Source organism: Halobacillus dabanensis (assembly GCF_900114165.1).
Taxonomy (GTDB): Bacteria; Bacillota; Bacilli; order Bacillales; family Halobacillaceae; genus Halobacillus; species Halobacillus dabanensis.
This window is the reverse complement of the sequence record NZ_FOSB01000001.1, coordinates 127,757-149,535: the sequence shown is the minus strand read 5'-3', so window position 1 is coordinate 149,535 and position 21,779 is coordinate 127,757. Positions and strand designations below refer to the sequence as shown.

The following is a 21,779-nucleotide window of genomic DNA, read 5'->3' as shown; positions in this document are numbered from 1 at the left end:
CGTCCTTTCATGCTTATGTATGAAATCAAGACATCAATCCCTCATTCATTCGATAATCAATCAGTATATAACAGAAGCCGCGCTACACGATCTCGTAGCACGGCTTCTTGAATATTGATTAAGGATTACGCACTCTCTTTAGGAGATTGTTTATTCTCATCTTCAACAGTGCCATCTGTAAGAACTAATTTCGGACGACCGTTTTCAGCTGTGACGGTTTCCTTCGTAATGATACATTTCTCAATATCATCACGAGAAGGCAGCTCATACATCACATCGAGCATGATACCTTCAATGATGGATCGAAGCCCACGTGCCCCTGTCTTACGCTCGATAGCAAGACGGGCGATTTCACGAAGTGCATCTTCTTCCATTTCCAATTCAACATGGTCGATTTGGAATAACTTTTGGTATTGCTTCACTAAAGCATTCTTCGGTTTAGTAAGAATCTCAACGAGAGCGTCTTCATCCAGTTGCTCTAAACTTCCGATGACTGGAAGACGACCGATGAATTCTGGAATCAACCCATAGCTCAGCAAATCTTCAGGTAGAACTTTTGTAAGCAATTCTTTCTTCTCTGACTCATCAGCCGCTTGTTCAGAGCCGAACCCGATAACTTTTCTACCAAGACGACGCTTTATAATCTGGTCTATTCCATCAAAAGCTCCCCCAACGATAAACAATACATTCGTTGTATCGATCTGGATGAATTCTTGATGAGGATGCTTCCGTCCCCCTTGTGGAGGTACACTTGCTTGTGTTCCTTCAAGGATTTTCAACAATGCTTGTTGTACACCTTCTCCGGATACATCACGTGTAATGGAAGGGTTCTCTGATTTACGTGCAACCTTATCGATCTCGTCGATATAGATAATTCCTTTTTCTGCCTTCTCCACATCATAGTCTGCCGCTTGAATTAATTTGAGAAGGATATTCTCCACATCTTCACCAACGTAACCCGCTTCTGTAAGTGAAGTAGCATCCGCAATGGCAAATGGTACATTCAGTATGCGTGCCAATGTCTGGGCAAGTAGTGTCTTACCGCTACCTGTAGGTCCAAGCATCAAGATGTTACTTTTAGCAAGTTCTACTTCGTCATTCTTCACGCCTGCATTGATACGCTTATAGTGGTTGTAAACCGCGACAGATAAGTTCTTCTTTGCCTGATCTTGGCCGATAACGTAATCGTTGAGAATTTCACGGATTTCTTGAGGCTTCGGAACCTCTTTGAATTCGACTTCTTCCTCATTACCCAACTCTTCTTCAACGATCTCCGTGCAAAGTTCAATACATTCATCACATATATATACGCCAGGTCCTGCGACAAGTTTACGTACTTGTTCCTGACTTTTACCGCAGAAAGAACATTTCAATTGTCCTTTTTCATCGTTAAATTTAAACATACGTTTCACCCCTTATTAAAATGACGCAATCGTTGCGACTGAAGTTTCATGATACGACGCCAACGTTTCCGCTTCTTTTGCCCATCATACCAAATTAACTCCAAACAAAAAAGTAATACCTATTAGAGGTGTGCCATACTTCTATTGCACCAACCTCATTATGTAATTCATATACCCATAAGTCAAACAATCAAGCGTCCTTACTATTATATGTAATAATAAAGAGAAGTATCAATTATCCTCCCCATTATTCCTATGCTCTATACTTTACCCTGTAGAAATATATGAGAAGACAAGGCACCTTCAAGCACCTTGTCTTCTTAGTTTATTATTCAGCTTTACTATTTGCAACTAGAACATCAATCGCTTTACGAACTTTAAGATCTTCTTTGATCATATCCGTGTTGCCACCAAGCATTTGTGTTAGTTGTGCAACATCTGTCTGATACATAGAAGCCATTTTTTCTAGCTCTGCATTAACATCTTCATCAGTAACTTCTACATTTTCAGCTTCAGAAATTGCTTCAAGAGTCAAGTTTGTTTTCACTCGCTTCGCAGCATCTTCTTTCATTTGCTCACGAAGAGCGTCTTCATCTTGACCAGTGAACTGGAAGTACATGTCTTTCGTCATCCCTTGCATTTGAAGGCGTTGCTCGAATTCTTGTACCATACGGTCAAGTTCAGTATCTACCATTGCATCAGGGATTTCTACCTCTGCATTTTCAGAAGCTTTCGTCACAAGTGTGTCACGCTTGCTGTTCTCAGCATCTGTCTTCTTCTGTTCTTCCAGACGCTCACGTGTTTTAGTTTTAAGTTCTTCAAGAGACTCGACGTCTTCGTCGACATCTTTTGCAAACTCATCATCAAGTTCAGGAAGTTCTTTTCCTTTCACTTCATGGATTTTAACTTTAAAAGTAGCTTCTTTACCAGCAAGGTCTTCTGCATGGTATTCTTCAGGGAAAGTAACTTCTACATCTGTTTCTTCTCCTGCTTTCTTACCTACCAGCTGCTCTTCGAATCCAGGGATAAAGGAACCAGAACCAATTTCTAGCGTATAGTTGTCTGCTTGTCCACCTTCAAAAGCTTCGCCATCAACAAAGCCTTCAAAATCCATAACAACTGTGTCGCCATTTTCCACAGCAGCATCTTCTTTGACAACAAGCTCAGCTTGACGCTCTTGCATTTGTGTCAATTCATTTTGCACATCTTCTTCTGTTACTTCTGTGCTTTGCTCTTCTACTTCTAAGCCTTTGTATTCGCCAAGTGTAACTTCTGGCTTAACTGTAACTTCAGCAGTGAAGATAAGATCTTGACCTTTTTCAATTTGCTTCACATCTACTTCTGGACGATCAACAGGCTCGATTCCTGCTTCATCAACAGCTTCTGTGTAAGCTTGTGGAAGAATGATATCAAGCGCATCTTGATACAATGATTCCACACCGAAACGCTGTTCGAAAAGTTTACGCGGTACTTTACCTTTACGGAATCCAGGTACTTGCACCTGCTTAACTACTTTTTTAAAGGCTTGGTCAAGTGCGTTGTCGAACTCACTCGCCGGTACTTCTACTGTCAAAGTACCCTGGTTGCCTTCTTGCTTTTCCCATTTTGCTGACATAAAAAATTCCCTCCAACATCTATTCATTCATTTTCGTCCGCAGACGACGATTGATTCTATGACTCTTTTTACATACGAATCTCGTTTGCAACCACTACATTATAACATAATCCTGCATCCTTTCAAGGAGTGACCCTCATGCAGACCATGTTTTTCAATCCCCTACCACAAACATATAATGTTGCTCGCATAATTCGACTTCTGACTTATATTTCTCTACCTGAGATAATTCCATCTCTGAAGAATAGGGCAGTTGTAAATATTCATGACCTAATTGTTTAAGTGCTTCGACAAGCAACGGAACTTCTTCTTCATTTGGTAGAAGCGGATAACGCACATAACAATAGTGGTAAAGGAGGCGATCGATTATTTCATACATCGTTGGATTACTCTGTTCCACCTGTCCCAAACGCATTTGAATTTGCTGAATGATATAATCCGAATGAAATTGCGTCAGTTGTGAAGGTACGACCGTGCTTTCTAGCCCAAACTTCTTAAGGACCACCTCATGGTCCACTCCCCCATCACGGAACCATTTAATTATAGAAGTTTTGATTATTGGATGAACTTCTTCTTTCGTCAATACATTTTCAAATTCACCTACAAAAGGATGAGGAGATAGTTTCTTTAATTGTTCTAAAGTTTGCCACTGCTTATGTATATCGTTTGAGTTTAGGGCTTCAGAAAACTCATCATAACACTTAGTTCCTTCTTCTTTTTTACGATCCTCTAGTAATTTACGACTTACCTCGTACATTTGCCATAGTTGGGTCCTGCTTTGGTGGGGAATATCTTCCGATTCAAACACTTCATCTAAGAGGTCCACAATTTCCTGATATTGATCACTTTGAAAAAGAATCGTAATATAAATATGTAAATAATGGTAATATTGTTCAAAATCTTCTTTCATCTGTTGTTTACATAATTCTTCAGCTTCATCATACAAACCAAGTTCAATCCAACTCATTAGCAAGCCTGTGATGACATCAGAATTTGCGACACCATAATCTACAAGGGGCTGAAAAGCATCAGAAGCATCTTTGTATCTTTTTTCCTTTAAAGCTTCTAATCCTACCCTCTCCAATGTTATTTTCCATTTTGGGAACATAACTAAGTTCCCGTTTTTATTTTCCATAAGACACCCTTCCTAGTGTTAATACTTCTTCATTGTTACCTAAAAGGAACTATTTCAAACCTCTAGTTATTTAGCTTATTAGGATATACTAAAGTATATTCATCTTAAACACAAAGAAATGCTCTCATCTAATACTGGCCAAAACAAATAATGCCTTCCTTTGATACACGACGACACTTATTTACATAATAAAACGATTAATGCAAAGTTATTTTAAGAAAATTTCTTATCTTGTATAATCTTAGCGCAAAACAGGACTTTAGACTCATGAGGAAAATTTAATCTCTGCTAAAATTAGTGAATGTGAATAAAATTTCACCGAATTAAACAGTAAGGAGATGTATCGTTTTGTCATTGCTGGATGATCAAACATTACTTGAAACTTATATGGAATCCGTCAAACTACAATTGGATGATGAATTTGTTCACTTAATCACACAAGAAATCGATAAACGATCAATCGAAATACCTGCTGCGGCCGTATAACATACACGAATGACATCAGACGTTACTCCCTTTGAGTGGCGTTTTTTAGATAAAGAACAAAAGTTCTGTGCGCCTTGCTTTGTAGGCAAGATTAAGTGAAACATCAATAGGAAGACTTTTTAACTAACAGGATAAAATCACTTCCTAGCTAAGAAACAGGGTACGCAATCGGCGCGTACCCTGTTTCTTTTACTGATTAGAGGTTGGATTGCTTTGTCGTTGTCCCGACATTTTAGCTAAATTCGGAATTACGCTTTGAAGCTGTCCTGCTTGACCAGTCATCATACTGTATGTGGCAGCTCCGATACCAATAGAAGCAACTACGGGTAACCACTGTACATTTTTCTTCTCCATCCTGATCACTCCTCAAATCACTTGGCTAAGTAGCCACTCCTATTATGTGATCGAAAAGAGATAGCTATAACAGTTAATTCCATGTACTGATGCTGTTATTTACCTTTTAACAATTTGTTCATCAGGAATAGAGGCCACAAAATAATCCACCCTAATAAGTAGAACATGAAAACAGACTGTTCCTCCCTGCTTTGTGTTATAGGTTCTATTTGGTGGAAGCTAAAAAATACACCAATAAGGATATATGTGAAGGCTAACAAGCGAATCACTCCTTTATAAGAGTAGCTTATGAAGCGTTCACTTCATTTGACTCTCCTAACGATCATCTCCTTATTACCTTAGACAACAAAAATCGAGCGGCTAATCCTTCGTCCTATGTTAAACTAGGGTGAGAGGTGATGAAGATGGAACGGATTATTCTCTTCGACGGTGAATGTAATTTTTGTAACCAAAGTGTACAGTTTATTATTGAACGAGATCCCAAAGGGGAATTTAAATTTGCATCCCAGCAAAGTGATACCGGAAGCGCTTTATTAAAGAAACGCAACATTAGAAACGATGTGGAAAGTATCGTCTTAATTGAAGGAAACTCTGCCTATATTCAATCTACAGCAGCTTTAAGAATTAGCAAAAGATTATCAGGATTATGGAAGCTTGCCTATACTCTGGTCGTCATTCCAAAACCGCTTAGAGATTCACTTTATAATGTTATTGCGAAAAACCGTCATAAGTGGTTCGGGGTGAACGACCACTGCTTATTACCTTCACCTGATATTAGAAAAAGATTTCTTTAATTTCATAAAACACAAAGCCTGGTTTACTACAGGATGTTAATAAAACCCTGCCCCATTTTTGCCCAAAAAGTTTTAGTGAGTAACATTCTAAATTCTATTCCCCACAAAAAAACGCTAAAATCCTTGCCTTAGAGGATTTTAGCGTTCTTCTTTAGTTAGCGTCCCATGTCCTTCATGCAACAAAGTTCCTTTTTATTTAAAATTGTCCATGCCATTAACATTATCTATCGCTGTCTTTTCCCTTTTTTGATCGCTTTTTTTCATAACGGATATCGAACCATCTGTTTCAAGAACGACTGCCTCGATATCTTCCATTGAATCACTTCCGCTAGTACGTACTGCCTGTCTTACTTCATCAGCTTTTACCCGTTCGGCTTTCAAGGCACTTTCTAAGTAAGTACCATTAAAAAAAAGCAGCTGCGGCTCTCCTTTAACAATCGCTGTAAATTTGTTTGACCTAACTTGCAGCCAAGCGACTGCATATTGCAAGAATACGAGTAAGAAAAGGGCCGTAATGCCTTCCCATAGGGAAACTGCTGAAGACAACAAAATGGTAGCCACAGTAGAGCCTAGCGCTACAGTCACCACTAAATCAAACATGTTCATCTTCGATAAAGTACGCTTACCTGAAATTCTAAGAATAAAAATAAGAGCAGGATAGATGATTAATGCCATTACGACTATCCTAAAAATATCATTCCATTTATCAAAAAACAATACTATCCCTCCCTGTATAATTCTCCTCATAATTAATCCTCCATTTTATTTCCCTAACCCTGAAGAAAACAAACACCAATGGTTCTTTCATGAAAGTAGTTTTCGGAATTCAAATAACCATATTTTATGGGCTGTTGAAATAGAAAGGTACTACGAAAGACTTTTTGGAAGTTCTTAGAAAAACAAAAAACGCCTTTTATCTTATTTGATAAAAGGCGTTAACAGTTAGCGTCCCAGGAGAGATTCGAACTCCCGACCCACAGCTTAGAAGGCTGTTGCTCTATCCAGCTGAGCTACTGGGACATGATATAATAATTTAGTTTTGTATGCACACTTTCGTGGGCTGTCGTCCCGATTTCCGGGGTGGATTCAGGATGTTTTGAAATCGGTACGTTGTAGTTTCGCTTCGGAGCATACTCGTTCATGCTCTATCCAGCTGAGCTACCGAGACAAATATTTACATTAGTTATGTATGGAGCGGGTGAAGGGAATCGAACCCTCATCATCAGCTTGGAAGGCTGAGGTTTTACCACTAAACTACACCCGCATAGGTTATTATTCATTAGCTATGTTTGGTACTGATCCGTTCATGCCACTTCCTCTCTAGACAATTCATGGAAGTTTATCAGGCGTTACAACTCGCTGCTTACCCGGTAAAAGTTTCGCTTGTGGCTGATACCACTAAACTACACTTACAAGATTGATTTCTTTGCCTTCTTGTGAAGCGGACAAGAATAATTATAATAAGGATCTAGCCTTTTGTCAACAGAATGCAGCAAAGAATTTTAATTCTTCGCTGCAAGTTCTGTTGTCAGGCTTAAATCAGGCATCGGCTCTCCGTCTACCCGATAATATTGCAAATGTACTTCAGTAGAACTTTCCCATTCAAGTATAGCATATGTCGGTTCTTTTCTGTCTCTTGGAAGTCTAGCGCTTCCTGGATTGATGAATAATGTATCCCCTACTTTTTCTGCGGCTGCGACGTGAGAATGACCAAAACAAGCGATTTGTGCTCCTACTTCTTCTGCCCGGTAGGAAAGTGGCATCAGTGTTGCTTTTACTTGATGTAAATGTCCGTGGACTACGAGAAAAGTTAGATCTCCCACTGTGACCGTTTGCTCTTCTTCCATTTCTCGTTCAAAATCGCAATTTCCTTTTGCGTAATAAAAGCCTTCAAGCTCTTTGGAGTCGTAGGAGAGCTCTGAATCCCCACAATGGATCATAGCATCTACATCCCTGTGTCTTTCTTTAATTGTAGATACTTCTTCTTTCTGTCCGTGTGTATCACTTATAATCAAAACCTTAGGCATACTCTTTCACCTCGCTAGGATAGAGTTTTAAGCCAATCTTCAATTTGCTCAATGGCATGGTGACGGTGACTGATTGCATTTTTCTCGTCAGAAGAATGCTCAGCCAATGTACGGGTGGAACCTCTTGGGATAAATACTGGGTCATAGCCAAAACCATTTGTCCCTTGTGGTTCGGTAGCTATCTTTCCTTCACACGTTCCTCTTTTGACGAAGGTTTCTACTCCAGGGCGAGCTACAGCGACAGCACAAACAAACCTTGCTGTCCTTTCCTTATCTGTTTTACCTTCTAATTCTCTTAAGAGTTTCGCCGTATTTTTTTGGTCGTCCTTTTCCATTCCTGCATAACGAGCAGAATAAACTCCCGGTTCCCCATCGAGTGCATCCACTTCTAAACCAGAGTCATCGGCAACGACTGGTAAACCTAATAATTCAACCATAGCTTCTGCTTTAATGATTGCATTAGCTTCAAAAGTAGTTCCTGTTTCTTCTATGTCAATGATTCGGTCGATATCCAATAAGGATTTTACAGATATATTATATTTTGAAAACATTTGACGAAATTCACTTACTTTTCCCTGGTTCTTTGTAGCTACAATTAACTCTTTCATAGTTATTTAGCTGCCTCTGCTTTAGTTCTTATAACATCTGCCCATTCTCCAATGGCTTCTCCTTGGAGCTTGATCAGGTTACTCACACCTTCTTCAGCAAGGGCAAGCATCTTTTGAAGTTGTTGCATGGAAAATGTTGCTTCTTCCCCAGTACCTTGCAATTCCACAAATTCACCTTTTCCAGTCATAATGACGTTCATATCTACTTGTGCTTTACTATCTTCTTCATAACACAGATCAAGGATTTCGTTGCCATCTGGTAAAACGCCTACAGAAATCGCTGTTAAGAAGTCTGATATGGGAAGCTCTTTGATCGTTTTTTTCTTAACCAATTTCCCAAGCGCGATGACAACAGCTACAAATGCCCCTGTAATCGATGCTGTCCGAGTTCCTCCATCCGCTTGAATGACATCACAATCGACCCAAACCGTACGTTCACCGATCTTATCCAGATCAACAACCGCTCTTAGCGACCGTCCAATCAATCGCTGGATCTCCATCGTGCGTCCGGAAACCTTGCCTTTTGAAGATTCACGGATATTCCTTTGTTCTGTAGCTCTTGGTAACATCGCGTATTCTGCAGTAATCCAGCCTTTCCCTTGCCCACGTAAAAAAGGAGGTACACGATCCTCTACACTGGCATTACAAATCACTTTTGTATCTCCAAAGCTGATCAATACAGACCCCTCTGGATGCTTTACATAGTCTGTTTCAATAGTCACTGTTCTTAGTTCGTTAACTTCACGATGATCATTCCTCATCGAAAACGACCTCCTTTTTCCTACACCTTTATCCTTGCCCATCTTAACACAAAATACATCTGGTCGGTAGTTTTAGCTAAAAGGCAAAAGCGCCTCAAAAGTTGAACTTTTGAAACGCTTTTTTAGAGATGTTTGATTTTATAAACCTTCCGCACCATTTATATCTTGTCTCGAAACAGGTTCAGCGAGCGGTTGTCCTGCTTCATTCATTACTTGTTCCGTTCCATCCACATGGACCTCGACAGACTCAACGTCAGTAAGGTCGGTCAAACTCATCACAAGACTAGCTAAAGCTGCATCAGATAAGGAAGGCTCGTCCGCACCTGTTAATATATTTTCATTGAAAGAAACAGATAACACTCCATTTTTCAGTTTAGAATTGATCATTTCTGCTCCCTCGTGGAAGGGATTCATTAAGGCACTTCCTACTTCTGGTCCTTCAAGTAACGCTTGGACCATGGAGGCATACTCATCGCTGCCTTTTTCTACCCTAGTCGTAACGGGTACATGATACACTTGCTCTCCGTTCTGTGCTGGAAAATATACTGTGACTGCTTCACTATTCATAATGTCGGTTTGAACACCAACATGGTGGTTAATCCCGTCAGAACGGGAGACCCCTTTAGAGATCGGGGTCCCGTCAACAGGCATAACGGCTTGTTCGTGCCCATTGATCCATAGCTTGATCCGCTTCACATTATCAAACTGTGTGAGTGTATAGGTCATTGCTTGTAAAATTTTCTCTTCATCTTTTGCTTCATAATTTTTGAATTCTTCCGATACATCAACAACAAGAGTACCATCTTCTTGAGCGTTCAATCCTAAAATTTCTGTACCTGCAGGTAATACAGCCTCAAACCCATTTGGCAGAAGGTTTGTCACAGGTCCATCCTTCACCATATATTCAAGTGCCTGTGTGGCTACCTCTTCTGAAGCCGGAAGTTCTAATGTTTGTGGAGCGACCATTCCATTTGCATCCATTAGATATAACTCACGAGAGACGGTAGCGGAAGTAGCTTCACCCTCTGCATTTTCAGCATCAGTTCCTTTTTCTGCTTCTTCCCCATCTCCTTCAGGTTGAGGTTCATCACTACTTGGATCTGGCGTTGACGTAACCGCCTCTTCTGGTGTATCCATTTTTTCTAATGACTGTTCTCCTTCAAAAAGGCAGCCTGTAAGCAAACCTGTACTCAACAGCAATAAAGCCATGAGAATAAAGGGTTTGTAGCCGTATTTCTTCATAGTTTTCCCTCCTGAGATAGATTGTACTACCATATATACGAGCCCCATGATGGATTAGACCAGAGAATTTTCCGGCTATATTTAAAAGAAATTCTTAATAGCTGTAACGCTTAGTTTCATGTACCTTTTGCTAAATATTTGTGCAGAAAATATAAAGGGCTTGGAGGAGAAAGGTTCTATCATATGGATGATTCGAATGCCCGGTACTTTTTTTATTATTCATAAACTTACAGCATAAGGCCTTTGGTCAGATATTAAGCTACGCAAATTGGTGAAGGATGGTGGGAGACTCTTCCTAAAACCAGGTAGCTTATGAGGGAGTATATGAAAAGACAGCCAACTGTCGTTATTGTACTGGGGATTTTCCCCATCCTTTTGTGTGTTTATGATCAAAAAAGCTCTACCTTATTAATAGGCAGAGCTTGGGACATGTTCTAATTCTACAAATTTCAAGACTCTTACTGGTTCATCAAACCAGTTGTTAGCAACTAAACGGAATTTCTCTATATCACCAGTAGTGTAAAATTCGTGTTGAGGTTGAGCTTCATCAACTTCCAACGCTTTATGGTAGGCTAGGATTAAGCTTGCCTCTCTGGCTGTTTCCTCTCCCGAACTGATAACTTGAATATGTGTTCCCATTTCCTGCTGGATCAAATCTTTAATTATGGGATAGTGTGTACAACCAAGGATCAATGTGTCTATATGATTCATATCTTTTAACGGCTTCAATGTTTCGGCTACGATTTTTTCAGCCTGTGGTCCGGATAAAGTCCCTTCTTCAACCATGGGGACGAAAGGTGGACAAGCTAGACTGTTGACGCGGATTTTTTGGTCGATGGACACGAGGGCATTGGGATATGCTTCACTTTCAATTGTACCCTCTGTTCCGATTACCCCTATGCGTCTATTTTGACTGAATTTTATAGCAGCACGAGCACCGGGCTCAATCACCCCAATTACAGGTATGTGCAGCGTTTCCTGTAATTCTTCAAGGGTGTAAGCAGTAGCCGTATTGCAAGCAATGACTAACATTTTAATATCTTTCTTTAACAAATAGTTGACCATCTGCCAAGTAAAGGCACGGACTTCTTCTTCACTTCTTGGGCCGTACGGACATCTTTTTGTATCTCCTAAATAGATGAATGTTTCTTTCGGAAGCTGACGCATGAGTTCCCTAGCTACTGTCAACCCACCCACTCCGGAATCTATAACTCCAATCGGCTGTTTCATATTGCATCCCTCTTTTACGCCTTAGTTGTTGTGGTCTTGGTCGGTCTCTCTCATTTTTTCATGAAGAATATGCAAGAGACGATTCAGCGTTTCCACATCTTCTGTCGGTACATCTTTCAAAACCTCTTCTACATAGTTTTGCCGCTTCTCGATCACTTCATGGATTATACGCTCGCCTTTTTCCAGAACATGAATGCGTACAACGCGTCGATCTTTCGGATCTCGCACACGTTCCACTAACTCATTCTTTTCCATTCGATCAACAAGATCAGTCGTCGTACTGCAAGCAAGATGAATATAAGTAGATAACTCCCCGATCGTCATATCTCCTTTCTCAAGCAGCCATTGCAAGGCAACGAATTGAGGAGCTGTAATCGGATAGTGATTCAATATGACTCGTCCTCTTTGTTTGATGATTCCAGATATGTAACGTAATTCTTTTTCTACATCTGCCATCATGGACGTCTGTTGTGATTCATTCACATTCAGCACTCCTAACGAAAATAACTTTGTAAATCTCATTCTCGCGGTTTAGTTATGAAAATTCAAGGTAAATGTGCAATTTATAAGAAAAACCCTTTCAGGTATTGCACCACTGATGATGACCTTACCTGAAAGGACCCCCTCCACCTCAAAGCAATGGTTATGCTGTTCTATGGAGATTACAACTTTAATTCTCCCATTCTGAGCAATTCTACAACTGCCTGAGAGCGTCCTTTCACCCCTAGCTTTTGCATTGCGTTTGAGATGTGATTGCGCACAGTTTTCTCTGAAATGAAGAGCTCTTTTGCGATCTCCCTAGTTGTCTTATCCTGCACCAGAAGCTCGAAAACTTCTCGCTCCCGCTTGGTAAGAATTTGTGTTGGCTGATAGCCGTCCTCCTTCACAAGCGTACCCCTCCTTGTTGTCTCTGAGCTTTAATGAGGGGAATTATTTAGTCACTGTATCGTATGACCAGAAACTCTTCCCTGTGCCATCGTTTCATGATTTAGACACAAGCTCGAGTTCCTGGGCTTTGAATAGAGCTTCTGTTCGTGAACGGACATTAAGTTTATTGAATATACCTGTCAGTGTGTATTCCACACTTCTTTGACTCATGTGTAAAGTCTGGGCAATTTCCCTATTCGTAAACCCCGAAGCTACCTCTTTTAAAATGGACTGTTCCTTTTCATTCAAAGACAATCCATTGGCTTCTTTCGCCTCCGCTGATTCACTGACGCTAGCCTCCGAGCGCCTCAACTGCTTGAATAAATGGATAGGAATCACCACTTCATCACGCAACGCACAACGGATCGCTGTAACTAATTGCTCACTTGTTGCCGTTTTACTAACAAAGCCATTGATATCAGCTTCAACAAGCATATTAAAATGGGTATTCAGATCAAACCCTGTATAAATAAGCAGCTTTAAATCAGGGTATGATTTCCTCACCTTTTTAGCAAGCTCAATTCCATTTATTCCAGGCATATATAAGTCCAATAACAAAATATCGTATTCTTTTTCTTTCAGTAGTGTTTCTACGTTTTCATTTTCATTCGTCACATCAACAAGCATATCCCCTTCTTGTTCCAGCATCGATTTCGTTCCAGCTCCTACTGCTGGGTGGTCATCGACAATTAACACATTCATCATACATGAATCTCCTTTTTCGATGTAATTGGGAAAGTAATGATCGTTTTGAATCCAGCGCCGGGCTCTGTTTCAATTTCTAAATGACCATTCAAGCCATTCACTCGCTGCTCTATTCCAGATAAACCAATGTGGGAAAAGAGGTCGCGCTGCACCGAATAGTCCATCCCTTTTCCATTGTCCGAGTAAAGCAACATCACCTGATCCCCACCATTAGAAAGCGAGAGTTTAACGATTTTAGCCCCTGAATGCTTCATCGCATTCGTTAATAATTCCTGAACCACTCGAAAGATGGCAAGAATTCTCTCCTGGTCCAACTCCGCATCAAATCGTTCATTTGAAAAATAAACAGTAAAATTCGAACGAAGCTGATACTGCTGGATTAAGTTCTTTAATGATTGTACAAGCCCCATCTCTTCAATAAATGCTGGACGTAATTCATTACAAGTCTCCCGTATCAAATGAATACTATCAAGCAATGATTCTTTATACATCAATAACTCTGCACGAAAACTCTCTGTGAGATCATTCCTATGACTGATCAAGTCATCCATTTTCCGATACAAATACAGTTGTTCCTGTAACACCGTATCGTGTAAATCAATAGAAAGCTGTTTCCTTTGATTTTCTGCAATGGTAAACAAAAGTCTAGAGAGCCATGTCGGATATTTCTGTGTCTGATCGCTCCTTAATTGACGTAATTCTTTGAGCAGATCTTCAATTGTATTCATATTTTGAATAGCGATATTTGCATTATGGGAAATCGTTTGTAAATACGTTTTTTCATCCCGGTTAAGTGTTGTATAATCTTTCTTTCCTCTGCACCATATCATAGTTAACTTTTCTAGCGAATAGCCAACGATGACCCCGAAGCCTTTTTCTGTCTCTATAATAGACCCGACATCATATTGGTGGCTGTTCAAATGTTCTTCAAAATGATCAATAATTTCAGTAGGTATTTGATCATAAACACAATACATGTTTTGTTTATTATGTTTAGAATAAATATAAATTTCTCTTACGTTCAATACATTGCGCACTTCATCCCTCATCACCTTCATTAAATCAACAGCATTGGACTGTTCCTTCATATCCTGCGCCATTCTATGCATGCTTTCTTGATAACTGTAGCGGGCCGAAAATAAAAACCGCTGCAAACGGAAATCAAGTACTTCTTTTAAAGACAAGAAAAGAACCAAAGATGCGTGTAGAACAAGATATACTTGAATGTAGCTGATTAAGGACAAAGCATCCTCCACCAACCACCCTATGATGAATACTAGAGCGATACTTGGAATGAGAGATAAAATAATATAATATCGTACTCTATCAATCACAAAGTCAATGTCAATCAACTGCTCACGTGACACTAAATACATAAACGTAATCGGAAGTGCCACCAGAAACATGGCACCGACCTCTAAAGAGATGACTTTCACACCAAAAGCCAGAGATGGAATCAAGTACAACCAAATGTAAGGAAAAAAAGCAATTGTCATACCTACGGCCATGTACATAAAAATCGGGCCTACAGAGGAGCCTCTATGGAAATATAACCCACGATATATAATAAAAAAGGAGATTATATATAAAAACAGCAACAATAGGTGTGGCACAGGGACAAAGTAGGCAGGGTATTTTTTCACCACCAGAAAAAAGCTTTCTAAAGAGGAAACAACAAGGACCAGAGTATATAGCCAGTAGTAAATTCTCTTTGAGAACCAATAAATATCTAACTCTTGGAAATATTTATATAAAAAATGAATGAGTATTACAGGAGCGATTAAGAATAAACTTTTATTCAAGAATAAACTATACAAATCATCACGAACTGCACCACTATTGCTCAAATAGCCAGTAGCGATCGCTAAGAAGAATAATATTAATTGATTTGCTGAATACCTTTTCGGCACGCGGTTATGCACAAGAAAAGTAATCCCCAATATAGCGATAAAAAAGATTACGGGGAGTACGATATATAACAACCAGTGCAATGGACTTGAATGTTCTATATCTTCATAGAATTTTTCACGACCGTTATATTCAACCAAAAATGAATCCGCTCCTTCTATTTCGTTAAACATAGACACAGACCTATGCTCGCTCGGATTCTTACCATCCACAGTTTCAATTACTGCACCGGAAGGAACATTATTTCGATCTCCCCAACTTCCCTTCTGTATGTCTGTGATAATCCATTCCCCGTGGTTTTCTTTTACATCAATACCCAGATAGGGCTGGATGACAGAGAAAATGATCATGTAACAAGCAGAAAGGATGAAGAAAGATAAGATCACCCATTGGGACCATTTGATATTTAACATCATTACATCCACCTTCGTCCAAATTCAATCAAGTCTATTATACTATGCGTTATAAAAGCGACAACCCCTATAGAAGATTAGATGACCAGCTGGATAATCTCTTTGAATGCCTTACGCAAGCTCCAAATGTAATGCACGATATGTTGTTAAAGAGAAATTAAAACGTAAATATTTTATTTGCTACAACAAAAGAAGTCTCCACTTAATGCGGAGACTTCTTTTGTTATCCTATTAAACTCGCTGATCACTGCCGAAAAAGCTTTTGAAAGATTCGACTGCTGTATCACGATTCAATGCTGCAATGGATGTCGTCAACGGAATTCCCTTTGGACAAGCTTGCACACAGTTTTGTGCGTTTCCACAGCCCATGAGGCCTTCTGCATCCATAATGGTTTGCAGACGTTCACTCTTATTCATTTCTCCTGTTGGGTGAGAGTTGAAAAGCCTTACTTGTGATAGTGCAGCTGGACCGATGAAATCAGACTTGCTGTTCACATTCGGACAAGCTTCCAAACATACCCCACATGTCATACATTTAGATAATTCATATGCCCATTGCCTTTTACTTTCAGGCATTTTAGGCCCTGGTCCGAGATCGTGCGTACCATCGATTGGAATCCAACCTTTTACTTTCTTCAAGGAATCGAACATACGGCTACGATCCACGGCAAGGTCACGGTTTACAGGGAAAGTCGTCATAGGCTCCAACCGTATTGGCTGTTCCAGTTGGTCTACAAGAGCTGTACAGGATTGACGCGGGGTCCCATTGATAACCATAGAACATGCACCGCAAACCTCCTCCAAACAACCCATATCCCAATAAACAGGAGTCGTCGGTTCCCCATCTGCATTAACAGGGTTACGACGAATTTCCATAAGCGCAGAGATGACGTTCATATTTTCACGATACGGTATCTCAAATTTCTCTTCATAAGATGACTCATCGGGGTGATCTTGACGTGTAATGATCATCGTGATCGTTTTGTTTTCGCTCATGATCGTTACCTCCTTTTATTTACTTTTCGAGTAGTCACGTTTACGAGGCTCGATTAAGGATGTATCGACTTCGTCATAACGGAAGACAGGTTTGTTATTTTCTTTATCATAACTAGCAACCGTCGTCTTCAACCATTCTTCATCATTACGTTCAGGGAATTCAGGTTTATAGTGAGCACCGCGACTTTCATTCCGGTTATACGCCCCCTGCGTAATGACACGAGCCAATTGAAGCATGTTCCAAAGTTGACGTGTGAACATGGCTCCCTGGTTGCTCCAACGAGAAGTATCATTGATATTAATGTTTTTATAACGATCCATCAATTCTAAGATCTTCTCATCCGTTTTTAGAAGTTTCTCATTTTCACGGACAACTGTAACATTATCCGTCATCCATTCACCTAGTTCTTTATGAATTTGATAAGCGTTTTCTTCGCCATCCATGTTAAGGATCTCTTCAAATTTGGCTTGCTCTTCTTTCACTTTTTCATCGAACAGAGCAGAAGTCATGTCATCTGAAATTGTTTCCAAACCTTCTGTATACTTGACTGCATTCGGACCAGCGACCATACCGCCATAAATAGAAGATAAGAGAGAGTTCGCTCCAAGCCTATTCCCACCATGTTGGGTATAATCACATTCGCCTGCAGCAAAAATTCCAGGGATATTGGTCATCTGATCATAATCAACCCACATACCACCCATTGAGTAGTGTACGGCTGGGAAAATCTTCATTGGTACTTTTTTAGGATCATCCCCAACGAATTTCTCGTAAATTTCAATGATTCCACCAAGTTTAACATCCAACTCTTTAGGGTCTTTATGAGATAAGTCCAGATAAACCATGTTCTCGCCGTTAATTCCTAGTTTTTGATTGACACATACATCAAAGATTTCACGAGTAGCGATATCACGTGGTACCAGGTTTCCATATGCAGGATATTTTTCTTCTAGGAAGTACCACGGCTCCCCATCTTTGTATGTCCATACTCGGCCACCTTCACCACGAGCAGACTCACTCATTAAGCGCAGCTTATCATCTCCTGGGATCGCTGTAGGGTGAATCTGAATGAATTCACCATTTGCATAATCGACCCCTTGTTGATAAAGAGCACCAGCTGCAGAACCTGTATTAATGACAGAGTTCGTTGATTTACCAAAAATGATACCAGGACCACCCGTAGCCATAATTACCGCATCTGCAGGAAATGCTTTGATTTCATGGTCACTTAGATTTTGGCCCACGATTCCCCGTCCGACGCCTTTGTCATCGACGATCGCAGATAAAAACTCCCAGTTTTCATATTTAGTTACCAAACCATTTACTTCATGACGACGAACCTGCTCGTCCAAAGCATAAAGCAATTGCTGACCAGTAGTTGCACCAGCGAAAGCCGTGCGGTGGTGCTGAGTTCCACCAAAGCGTCGGAAGTCAAGCAAACCTTCCGGAGTCCGGTTGAACATGACCCCCATACGATCGAGTAGGTGGATAATTCCCGGCGCTGCTTCACACATCGCCTTAACAGGGGGCTGGTTTGCTAAGAAATCTCCTCCATATACTGTATCATCAAAATGTTCCCATGGAGAATCGCCTTCCCCTTTTGTATTGACTGCCCCGTTAATTCCACCTTGAGCACATACAGAGTGAGAACGCTTAACAGGAACAATGGAAAGAAGATCCACGTGAACCCCTTGTTCTGCTGCTTTAATTGTTGCCATAAGACCGGCTAAACCACCGCCGACAACAACAATATTCCGATTTGTCATGATTGAAGCTCACTCCCTTGAATACTAAAAAATCTACGTATTGAACTTACAATGATTAAAAAAGATTATATACCGTATGCGAATTGGATCAGCGTACGGACACCGACATAAGAAATCGCCAGGAAGATAATGATACTTGCATAAGTCATGATCTTTTGTGAGCGAGGTGAAACTGTGATACCCCAGCTGACAAAGAACGACCATAAACCATTAGAAAAGTGGAACGTAGTCGAAATGACCCCTACTATGTAGAACCAGAAAAAGAAAGGTTCAGTAAGGATGCCTTCCATTAGCTGATAGTTCAACTCAGCCCAGCCGAAGCCAATGGCAATCCTCGTTTCCCATACATGCCAAGCAATAAATATGAGTGTAATGATTCCAGTAATCCGTTGGAAAATAAACATCCAATTCCTGAAGTAGCCGAAGTTCGATAGGTTACTTTTAGCTGTGAATGCAATATACACTCCATAGATGGCATGAAACAACAGTGGTAAAAAAATAATGAAAGTCTCCAGTACATAACGATATGGCAAGCTCTCCATAAAATGAGCTGCTGCGTTAAATGCTTCTGGACCACGTGTTGCAAAGAAGTTAACGGTCAAGTGCTGGATCAAGAAGATCCCGATTGGAATTACTCCCAAAAGTGAATGCAGTCTTCGATTGACGTATCCTCGTGTTCCCGCCATATTTACCCCCCTCAAGATGTTAACAGTTTGAATATGAACATTTTTCAGACAGTTAAGCGCTTTAATAAAGCGTAAAAATAATAGGAAAAGCCCCTCTTTCCTAAATCGTCTGACCAATGTACAATTTGTGACATATTTATTGTACTTCTATCCCGCAGGAGCGTCAAGAAAGCAAGTTTATAAAATGCTCAAAAATACACATTTATTTCCTTTCTCTAAAAAGGAACAATTATTATTGCACCAATCCCCAATTCGAGTGATAATAAGGGATAGAAAGGACTGAGCGTTTTGAAAGAATCTACTAAGTTAACAACTAGCAACATTTCATCGCTTGTAGGGGCAGGAGCCGGGTTTGACCTGATGCGTTATTACACCCTTCCCGATTTTTTGGGGAAGGATGCTCCTTATCTCCTTTATTATATGGGGAAAAACATGGCGAGACAGACAGAAATCCACTCTTTTGAAGAGCTGTATGAGTTTTTTCAGTATATGGGATGGGGAGACCTCACTTTAGTAAAAGAAAAAAAGAAAGAGATGAACTTTATATTGACCGGCCATATAATAGAGAAGCGATTGAACCAGAAATTATTTGAGATAGACTTTCGACTTGAATGTGGTTTTTTAGCTGAAATAATCCATAATCTTACCGAAAATACATATGAGTGTTTTGAAGAGAAAAATAAGAAAGAAAATCTTGTGGAAATCAAAGCCCTAAAAGGTTGAAAAAATATATGGTAATGAAAGAACCAGCTGTCATTCTTCAGCTGGTTCTTCTTGATTTTGATTCAAATGAATTAATATTGTATTCGCAACAGGCTCTGGTACACCTAATCGTGTAATATCACCAATAGAGGCATTCTTAATTTCAGCTACTGACTTAAAATGCCGGAGCAATAGCCGCCGCCTTTTCTCTCCTACCCCTGGTATACTATCGAGTTCTGATTGAATTGCCCCTTTTCCTCTTAGCTGACGGTGAAAGGAAATGGCAAACCGGTGAACCTCATCTTGAATCCTTTGCACAAGGTAAAACTCTTGCGATTGTCGGTCAAAATCCACGGGGCCAGGTGGGTCTCCGTATAATAATTCGCTGGTTTTGTGTTTATCATCTTTGGCCAGCCCACATAGAGGGACATCGATTCCCAGCTCATTTTCGAGTACATCCAGAGCAGCTGTCATTTGACCTTTCCCTCCGTCGACCACAATCAAATCCGGAAGTGGTAAATCTTCCTTCAAGACACGTTTGTACCTTCGTCGGACCACTTCTCTCATCGTCTCGTAATCATCCGGCCCTTCCACATCCCGTACCTTATATTTTCGGTACTCCTTTTTATCAGGTTTACCATCAATGAAGACGACCATCGCAGAAACGGGGTCCGCTCCTTGAATATTCGAGTTATCAAATGCCTCTATACGATGAGGTGTCTCAATATGAAGATGATTTCCTAGAGATTCTACTGCCTTAATCGTCCGTTCTTCATCCCTTTCAATCAGAGCGAATTTCTCTTCTAAAGATATTTTCGCATTCTTCATAGCAAGTTCGACCAGTTCTTTCTTTCTCCCCCTCATTGGAATCATAACTTTCGTATCTAAAGCTCCTTCGAGAACATTGACATCTGTAGCTACCGGGACGAGCACTTGTTTAGGATACGGATGATTCTGGTGCAGATAAAAACGACCAATATAACTAATGAATGTCTCTTCTGGATCATCAAAGAATGGAAATAGTGCGACATCACGTTCAATCAATTTCCCTTGGCGAACAAAGAAAACCTGGACACACATCCATCCTTTATCATAAGAATAACCGAAAACATCCCGGTCGACCTGATCGTTCATTGTCATCTTCTGTTGTTCCATTACGGATTCAATATGTTCGATTTGATCTCTCAGTTCCTTAGCGCGTTCAAAATCCAGTTCTTCGGAAGCTTCTAGCATGCGTTTTTTTAAATCTTTTTTTATCTCCGTGTGGCCACCGTTAAGGAATGAGGTAATGTTTTGGACAATTTCTTCATTCGTTTCTTTGGAAACTGTATACTCACAAGGCCCTAGACATTGATGCATATGATAATAAAGACAAACTCGATCAGGCATTGTGTTACATTTCCGCAATGGATACAAGCGGTCCAAAAGTTTTTTCGTTTCCCTTGCAGCAATGACGTTAGGATATGGCCCGAAATATTTCCCTTTATCCTTTTTCACATTCCTTGTCACGATTAATCTCGGGTGACGTTCCGCCGTCACTTTCAAATATGGGTATGTTTTATCGTCTTTTAGTAATACATTGTATTTAGGGTCATATTTTTTTATCAAATTCATTTCGAGAATTAATGCTTCAATTTCTGAGGTTGTTACTATATATTCAAAGTCCAGGATTTCACGGACAAGTCGCTGAGTTTTACCATCATGGGCTCCTGTAAAATAAGAGCGGACCCGATTTTTCAATACTTTAGATTTCCCTACATATATGACTGTTCCATTTTTGTCTTTCATCAAGTAACAGCCTGGTTGATCCGGCAGTACTGCCAGTTTCTCTTTGATTGTCGAATTCATTTGGATTCACTCCATCACTTGAGAAGTTTATTTATTGAAAGTACCACAACAACAGATTAGATAGCAGACACAACACGATAAACTTAAGCAACGCCTCGAGTGGATATGTGTAGACGCAAGAAGTTGCTTAAGATCTCGATATCTTCAAATTAAAGTTTAGAGCCAAATTTTG

The 21,779-nt window shown here is 40.1% G+C and carries 22 protein-coding genes and 2 tRNA genes; 3 read left to right on the top strand and 21 right to left on the bottom strand.

What is annotated here, in order from left to right:
* Positions 1-125 precede the first annotated feature (125 nt).
* From clpX to BMZ58_RS00715, 3 genes are all read right to left on the bottom strand, one after another.
* On the bottom strand, positions 126-1,403 hold the full coding sequence (gene clpX, locus BMZ58_RS00725; RefSeq protein ID WP_075034650.1) for an ATP-dependent protease ATP-binding subunit ClpX: 1,278 nt from the start codon (positions 1,401-1,403) through the stop codon (positions 126-128).
* A 328-nt stretch (positions 1,404-1,731) separates the two neighbouring features.
* Positions 1,732-3,018, bottom strand: coding sequence for a trigger factor (gene tig, locus BMZ58_RS00720; protein ID WP_075034649.1), 1,287 nt, complete (start codon positions 3,016-3,018; stop codon positions 1,732-1,734).
* Positions 3,019-3,172: 154 nt separating this feature from the next.
* Complete coding sequence (locus tag BMZ58_RS00715; RefSeq protein WP_075034648.1) at positions 3,173-4,153, bottom strand: tetratricopeptide repeat protein; 981 nt, start codon at positions 4,151-4,153, stop codon at positions 3,173-3,175.
* Between the two features lie 348 nt (positions 4,154-4,501).
* On the opposite strand from BMZ58_RS00715, the gene sda reads away from it, so the two are divergent.
* Complete coding sequence (sda, locus tag BMZ58_RS00710; RefSeq protein WP_244151463.1) at positions 4,502-4,639, top strand: sporulation histidine kinase inhibitor Sda; 138 nt, start codon at positions 4,502-4,504, stop codon at positions 4,637-4,639.
* Positions 4,640-4,828: 189 nt separating this feature from the next.
* Here the strand turns inward: sda and BMZ58_RS20895 are convergent, their stop codons facing one another.
* Positions 4,829-4,993 (bottom strand): hypothetical protein, encoded by a 165-nt coding sequence (locus BMZ58_RS20895; protein WP_167359999.1) that lies wholly within the window; start codon positions 4,991-4,993, stop codon positions 4,829-4,831.
* Positions 4,994-5,397: 404 nt separating this feature from the next.
* Between BMZ58_RS20895 and BMZ58_RS00705 the strand changes: the two genes are divergently transcribed.
* Positions 5,398-5,787: a thiol-disulfide oxidoreductase DCC family protein gene (locus BMZ58_RS00705; protein ID WP_075034646.1), complete on the top strand. Its 390-nt coding sequence runs from the start codon at positions 5,398-5,400 to the stop codon at positions 5,785-5,787.
* A gap of 192 nt (positions 5,788-5,979) precedes the next feature.
* Here the strand turns inward: BMZ58_RS00705 and BMZ58_RS00700 are convergent, their stop codons facing one another.
* The 16 genes from BMZ58_RS00700 to BMZ58_RS00630 form a co-directional block, all read right to left on the bottom strand.
* Positions 5,980-6,504: a DUF421 domain-containing protein gene (locus tag BMZ58_RS00700; RefSeq protein WP_083412493.1), complete on the bottom strand. Its 525-nt coding sequence runs from the start codon at positions 6,502-6,504 to the stop codon at positions 5,980-5,982.
* 229 nt (positions 6,505-6,733) lie between these two features.
* Positions 6,734-6,807, bottom strand: a tRNA-Arg gene (locus BMZ58_RS00695).
* The gene (locus BMZ58_RS21555) at positions 6,798-6,929 is read right to left on the bottom strand and encodes a hypothetical protein (RefSeq protein WP_279626109.1); all 132 of its coding nucleotides are present in this window, start codon (positions 6,927-6,929) and stop codon (positions 6,798-6,800) included. The genes BMZ58_RS00695 and BMZ58_RS21555 overlap by 10 nt, the downstream gene beginning before the upstream one ends.
* A 48-nt stretch (positions 6,930-6,977) precedes the next feature.
* Positions 6,978-7,051, bottom strand: a tRNA-Gly gene (locus tag BMZ58_RS00690).
* 238 nt (positions 7,052-7,289) lie between these two features.
* Positions 7,290-7,814: a metallophosphoesterase gene (locus tag BMZ58_RS00685; protein ID WP_075034644.1), complete on the bottom strand. Its 525-nt coding sequence runs from the start codon at positions 7,812-7,814 to the stop codon at positions 7,290-7,292.
* 14 nt (positions 7,815-7,828) lie between these two features.
* The gene (locus BMZ58_RS00680) at positions 7,829-8,422 is read right to left on the bottom strand and encodes an XTP/dITP diphosphatase (RefSeq protein WP_075034643.1); all 594 of its coding nucleotides are present in this window, start codon (positions 8,420-8,422) and stop codon (positions 7,829-7,831) included.
* 2 nt (positions 8,423-8,424) lie between these two features.
* Positions 8,425-9,183 carry a ribonuclease PH gene (gene rph, locus BMZ58_RS00675; RefSeq protein ID WP_075034642.1) on the bottom strand — a complete coding sequence of 253 codons (759 nt, stop codon included), beginning with the start codon at positions 9,181-9,183 and terminating at the stop codon, positions 8,425-8,427.
* 138 nt (positions 9,184-9,321) lie between these two features.
* The gene (locus BMZ58_RS00670) at positions 9,322-10,425 is read right to left on the bottom strand and encodes a GerMN domain-containing protein (protein WP_075034641.1); all 1,104 of its coding nucleotides are present in this window, start codon (positions 10,423-10,425) and stop codon (positions 9,322-9,324) included.
* Positions 10,426-10,833: 408 nt separating this feature from the next.
* Positions 10,834-11,655 carry a glutamate racemase gene (gene racE / locus BMZ58_RS00665; protein ID WP_075034640.1) on the bottom strand — a complete coding sequence of 274 codons (822 nt, stop codon included), beginning with the start codon at positions 11,653-11,655 and terminating at the stop codon, positions 10,834-10,836.
* A 21-nt stretch (positions 11,656-11,676) separates the two neighbouring features.
* Positions 11,677-12,114 (bottom strand): MarR family winged helix-turn-helix transcriptional regulator, encoded by a 438-nt coding sequence (locus BMZ58_RS00660; protein WP_075035073.1) that lies wholly within the window; start codon positions 12,112-12,114, stop codon positions 11,677-11,679.
* A gap of 203 nt (positions 12,115-12,317) precedes the next feature.
* The gene (locus tag BMZ58_RS00655; protein ID WP_075034639.1) at positions 12,318-12,542 is read right to left on the bottom strand and encodes a helix-turn-helix domain-containing protein; all 225 of its coding nucleotides are present in this window, start codon (positions 12,540-12,542) and stop codon (positions 12,318-12,320) included.
* Positions 12,543-12,636: 94 nt separating this feature from the next.
* Complete coding sequence (locus BMZ58_RS00650; protein ID WP_075034638.1) at positions 12,637-13,287, bottom strand: response regulator transcription factor; 651 nt, start codon at positions 13,285-13,287, stop codon at positions 12,637-12,639.
* Positions 13,284-15,608: an ATP-binding protein gene (locus tag BMZ58_RS00645; protein WP_075034637.1), complete on the bottom strand. Its 2,325-nt coding sequence runs from the start codon at positions 15,606-15,608 to the stop codon at positions 13,284-13,286. The genes BMZ58_RS00650 and BMZ58_RS00645 overlap by 4 nt, the downstream gene beginning before the upstream one ends.
* Positions 15,609-15,839: 231 nt before the next feature.
* On the bottom strand, positions 15,840-16,604 hold the full coding sequence (gene sdhB / locus BMZ58_RS00640; protein WP_075034636.1) for a succinate dehydrogenase iron-sulfur subunit: 765 nt from the start codon (positions 16,602-16,604) through the stop codon (positions 15,840-15,842).
* A 15-nt stretch (positions 16,605-16,619) separates the two neighbouring features.
* Positions 16,620-18,371: a succinate dehydrogenase flavoprotein subunit gene (gene sdhA, locus BMZ58_RS00635; RefSeq protein ID WP_075034635.1), complete on the bottom strand. Its 1,752-nt coding sequence runs from the start codon at positions 18,369-18,371 to the stop codon at positions 16,620-16,622.
* A 65-nt stretch (positions 18,372-18,436) separates the two neighbouring features.
* Entirely contained in the window at positions 18,437-19,057 is a 621-nt protein-coding gene (locus BMZ58_RS00630) for a succinate dehydrogenase cytochrome b558 subunit (protein ID WP_075034634.1), read from the bottom strand.
* A 288-nt stretch (positions 19,058-19,345) separates the two neighbouring features.
* Here BMZ58_RS00630 and BMZ58_RS00625 point away from each other — a divergent pair, with 288 nt between their 5' ends.
* A complete protein-coding gene (locus BMZ58_RS00625; RefSeq protein WP_075034633.1) occupies positions 19,346-19,780 on the top strand; it encodes a YslB family protein in 435 nt (144 codons plus the stop codon).
* A gap of 30 nt (positions 19,781-19,810) precedes the next feature.
* On the opposite strand, the gene uvrC is transcribed toward BMZ58_RS00625, so the two are convergent.
* On the bottom strand, positions 19,811-21,607 hold the full coding sequence (gene uvrC / locus BMZ58_RS00620) for an excinuclease ABC subunit UvrC (protein WP_075034632.1): 1,797 nt from the start codon (positions 21,605-21,607) through the stop codon (positions 19,811-19,813).
* Positions 21,608-21,779 lie beyond the last annotated feature (172 nt).